Annotated in this window: 2 protein-coding genes; one reads left to right on the forward strand and one right to left on the reverse strand. The window is 54.6% G+C overall.

What is annotated here, in order from left to right:
• Nucleotides 1-713 (forward strand): phosphotransferase enzyme family protein (locus B3F49_RS10390; protein ID WP_293910869.1); only part of this gene is annotated, 713 nt, incomplete at its 5' end.
• Here the strand turns inward: B3F49_RS10390 and B3F49_RS10395 are convergent.
• A partial coding sequence (locus tag B3F49_RS10395) for a helix-turn-helix domain-containing protein (RefSeq protein ID WP_293910871.1) occupies nt 694-1,095 on the reverse strand: 402 nt, incomplete at its 5' end. The two genes, B3F49_RS10390 and B3F49_RS10395, sit on opposite strands and share 20 nt — an antisense overlap.

Below are 1,095 nucleotides of genomic sequence, written 5' to 3' on the forward strand. Positions count from 1 at the left end.
ACCAGCACCTTGCCTACCGTTTCGGAGAGGCTGTGGGAACCTTCCAGCACCACCTCTGTGATTTTCCCGCCGACAAGCTGCATACAACGATTGCAAAGTTCCACCACATGGGAAGTCGCTACAACCAGCTCAGGCAGGCCATCGAGAATGACAAAGCGAAAAGACTTCAGTCGGTGCAGGCTGAACTGCAGTTCTTCCTCGAGAATGAAGAGCGCGGCATGACTCTTACCACTGCCCTGGAAGAGGGGCGGGTGCCGCTTCGGGTGACCCACAATGATACGAAGATCAGCAACATCCTCTTCGACCGGACAACCGGTGAAGGAGTGTGTGTGATCGACCTCGATACCGTGATGAGCGGAACCATCCTCTTCGATACCGGCGACATGCTCAGAACCGGAAGCATCACTGCCGGTGAGGACGAGCAGGACCTGAGCAAGGTAGGATGCGATGAGAACCTCTTCATCCAGATGGTCAAGGGCTACCGATCTGTAGCCGACAACTTCCTGACGGACACCGAACGACAGCTCATCGCAGAATCAGGAAGAGCGACCACCCAGATCATGGGGGTACGCTTCCTCACCGACTATTTGAACGGTGATGTCTATTACCACATCGAGCGGCCGAGCCACAACCTCGACCGGGCAAGGACCCAGATCGCCCTGATGCAGGACATGGACCGCAAGTGGGAAAGCATTACGGGTTCTCTTTCGTAGGGGATGCGGCAAGGGAGTGCAATTGCTTGCGGAATTCGGTTGGAGAGAGGTGATGGAACTCCTTGAACGCTTTGGAGAACGCCAGTTCATCCTCGAATCCCACCTGATGGGCCACCTGCGATACATACAGGTACTTTGAGAGAAGCAAGCTTGATGCATGCTCCATGCGCACGGCATTGAGGAACTGCTTCGGGGAAACCTTGTACACCTCCTTGAAACAGGCATACAGGTAATTGCGGCTCACCCCGAACTGCTCGGCAAGCTCTTGGATCTTAATCTGTTCACTGAAGTGTTCCATGATGAAGTGATAGGCTTTGCGGGCATATTGGGCGCATTGCAGATTGCTCAGACCCTCAAGCGTGCCCTGTGCCTGATAGTCTTC

It is taken from the genome of Sphaerochaeta sp. UBA5836 (genome assembly GCF_002432845.1).
Taxonomy (GTDB): Bacteria; Spirochaetota; Spirochaetia; order Sphaerochaetales; family Sphaerochaetaceae; genus Sphaerochaeta.